At 48.5% G+C, this 3024-nt stretch carries 4 protein-coding genes; all 4 read left to right on the top strand.

The window, feature by feature from the left end; genetic code table 11:
* The coding region (locus VH187_RS01155) for a hypothetical protein (protein WP_329699667.1) at positions 1–1305 on the top strand (1305 nt) is incomplete at its 5' end.
* 18 nt (positions 1306–1323) lie between these two features.
* Positions 1324–1656 (top strand): DUF7253 family protein, encoded by a 333-nt coding sequence (locus VH187_RS01150; RefSeq protein WP_329699666.1) that lies wholly within the window; start codon positions 1324–1326, stop codon positions 1654–1656.
* 289 nt (positions 1657–1945) lie between these two features.
* Positions 1946–2662, top strand: coding sequence for a hypothetical protein (locus tag VH187_RS01145; protein WP_329699665.1), 717 nt, complete (start codon positions 1946–1948; stop codon positions 2660–2662).
* A 27-nt stretch (positions 2663–2689) separates the two neighbouring features.
* Positions 2690–3024, top strand: a 335-nt coding sequence (locus tag VH187_RS01140; RefSeq protein WP_329699664.1) for a hypothetical protein, incomplete at its 3' end; no start/stop codon positions are given.

The raw sequence follows: 3024 nt of genomic DNA, 5'->3' as shown, positions 1-3024 counted from the left end.
GAGGAAGGACGACGCATGACCCGTAACGTCTTTGAGCAGACGGGTGAGAAGAAGGAGGAGAAGCACACCCTCACTCATGACGCCATGAAGGGTATCTTTGAAGATGCTCAGCGTATCGGCTCGTTGAAGAGTGCGGTAGAGGCGTACGCGCTCAAGCATGGTATTGAGAACATCGACGTTCTCTTCCCGGAAGTTCGTACTGTCACCGACACGCCGGAGTTCGATAGTCGACGCGTTGAGTGGGTCAAGGGCGTTCTCAGTGGTACAAGGAAGTCTCCATTCACTCGCATCAAGTCGTTGGTTGCTGATCTGACCTTCGAGGAAGCTCGCGCAAAGGGTTACATCAAGGGCAATCTGAAGAAGGAAGAGTTCATCAGTGCGTCTAAGCGTATCACTACGCCGACCACGATTTACAAGAAGCAGAAGCTGGATCGTGATGATATTCTCGACATCACGGACTTCAATGTCGTGACCTGGCTTCAAGCTGAGATGCGTCTCATGCTGGACGAGGAGCTCGCTCGCGCTGTTCTCATCGGTGATGGTCGCGATGTTTCCGATGAGGATCATATTCTGGATCCGGTTGGTGCTCCGCAGGGTGCGGGTATTCGTTCTATCCTGAACGACGATGATCTATATGCGGCAACGATCAATGTCAATCTCGGTGACGCCAACTCGAGCCCAACCGAGCTGTCAGATGCGATTGTCAGTGCTATGCGGTTCTACAAGGGTTCTGGGTCGCCAGTATTCTACACGACACTGCCAGTTATCACGACTATGCTGCTTGTTCGTGACTCACTGGGTCGTCGTATTTACACCACGGTGTCTGATGTCGCTGCCGAGATGGGCGTTTCGGGTATCGTTGCCTGTCAGGTTCTGGAAGATGAGCCAGATCTTCTTGGCATCGTTGTGAATTTGACGGATTACACGATCGGTACGGACGCCGGTGGAGAGGTCAACTTCTTCGACTTCTTCGACATCGATTACAACCAATACAAGTATCTGCTGGAGACTCGTTGCTCTGGCGCCCTTACGAAGATTCGCTCTGCTCTGGTTCTCAAGTCAGTTGCTGGTACGTCTCAGCTTGTTACGCCGACGGCGCCGGACTTTGATGGTACTACCATCACTGTTCCCACTGTTGCTGGTGTGACGTACAAGCGTCAAGATAACGACAACACGGTTACTACTGGTTCTCCAATTGCGTTGGCGTCTGGCGAGACACTCACGATCTATGCTGTTCCAACGTCGGCGGGTTCATATTTCGCCAACAACGTCGAAGACGAGTGGACTTTCACTAACGAGAACTAGCACAAAGGTGGGTTCTCGATGGCAAGGTTCTTTGGTAACGTTGGATATGGTGAAACAGTAGAAGCTACACCTGGCGTGTGGGTTGATGAAATTGTTGAGTATTCATATTATGGCGACGTTCTCCGCAATTCGAGAGAACTTCGCGAAGGGCAATATCTCAATGATGATCTCAGCGTTCAGAATTCGATCAGTATTGTGGCTGATCAATATGCCAATGAACATTTCTTTGCCATTCGTTATGTGGAATGGGCGGGGACTTTATGGACGGTTGACAGTGTCGAAGTCCTAATTCCCCGCCTGCTGCTGCGACTAGGGAAGGTGTATAATGGCCCCACGCCTGCAGCTCCATGATATTCTCAAAGCGTTTACTGACAATGTATATTTTCAGCCTCCAGAGAACATAACATTGCAATATCCTTGTATTATCTATCAGCGTGACTATGCAGAAACAATGTTTGCTGATGATATTCCATACAATCATACTCTGAGGTATGTAGTTACGGTAATTGATCGAGATCCTGATAGCGATATCCCAGGTAAAGTAGCGTCAATGCCGATGTGTTTGTTTAATCGGTTCTTTACGGCTGATAATCTGAACCATGACGTTTATAGAGTGTACTTCTAAAGGGAAAGGAAACAAATGTCAGTGTCAGCTCCTCTGACATGGGACCAAGTAGGTGAACGCTTCTACGAGACTGGTGTAGATCATGGTGTTCTCTATCTTCCTGATGATACTGGTGTTTATAGCACTGGTGTTGCTTGGAATGGTCTCACAACTGTTACGGAGTCTCCTTCTGGTGCTGCTGCAAACCCGCAGTACGCCGACAATATTAAGTATCTAAACTTGATTGCTGCCGAGGAGTTTGGCGGAACGATCGATGCGTTCACTTATCCGGATGAATTTGCTCAGTGTGACGGTACGGCGATTCCTTCAGACGGTGTTACTGTTGGGCAGCAGTCTCGTAAGTTGTTTGGGTTGAGCTTTCGGACTGTTATCGGCAATGATGTCGAAGGTACTGATTATGGCTACAAGCTCCATTTGATTTATGGTGCACAAGCTGCGCCATCGGATAGAGCTTACGCCACGATCAATGATCAGCCAGCAGCGATTGCTTTCAGTTGGACTATTACAACCAGCCCAGTTCCTACTACTGGCTATAAGCCAACCTCTCTGATTACAATCGATTCGACAAAGGTCGATGCAGCTGCTTTGACAAGTCTCGAAGATCTGTTGTATGGAACTGCAACGAAGGGCGCTGCGCTTCCTTCTCCTGATGAGGTTATTGCATTGTTCCCGCCGCTACCGTTTGCGGCTGATCAAGAGCAACAGAAGCCTGCTGATTCTTCATCTGAGTAGGGGCTGCTATGAGAAGGAGATCAGAGAATGCTCACTATTGTAGTTCCCGGGGTCGAGATGTTCGATGAGCAGAGTCAAGAGTTCACCACTCGAGATGATGTAACTCTGGAGCTAGAGCATTCTTTGGTCTCACTGTCAAAATGGGAGTCAATCTATGAGAAGCCTTTCTTGGGTAATTCTGAGAAGACAGTTGATGAAGTTCTTGGCTACATCAAGCTCATGGTATTGACTCCTGAAGTTCCAGAGGAAATTTTCCAGAAACTCTCTGAAGCAAATGTAAAAGCGATCAACGATTACATCGATGCAAAGATGACTGCCACCTGGTTTCATGATGTGCGAGGTCCTTCGAAGAGTAGAGAGAT

This window comes from Scandinavium sp. (assembly GCF_036271055.1).
Classification (GTDB): Bacteria; Pseudomonadota; Gammaproteobacteria; order Enterobacterales; family Enterobacteriaceae; genus Scandinavium.
The sequence above is the reverse complement of the archived record's forward strand: the minus strand, read 5'-3'. Positions and strand labels throughout refer to the sequence as shown.

Excerpts from the sequence above, each read along its gene's own strand:
- VH187_RS01150 (WP_329699666.1), top strand. The coding sequence starts at position 1,324 with ATGGCAAGGTTCTTTGGTAACGTTGGATATGGTGAAACAGTAGAAGCT.
- VH187_RS01145 (WP_329699665.1), top strand. The coding sequence starts at position 1,946 with ATGTCAGTGTCAGCTCCTCTGACATGGGACCAAGTAGGTGAACGCTTC.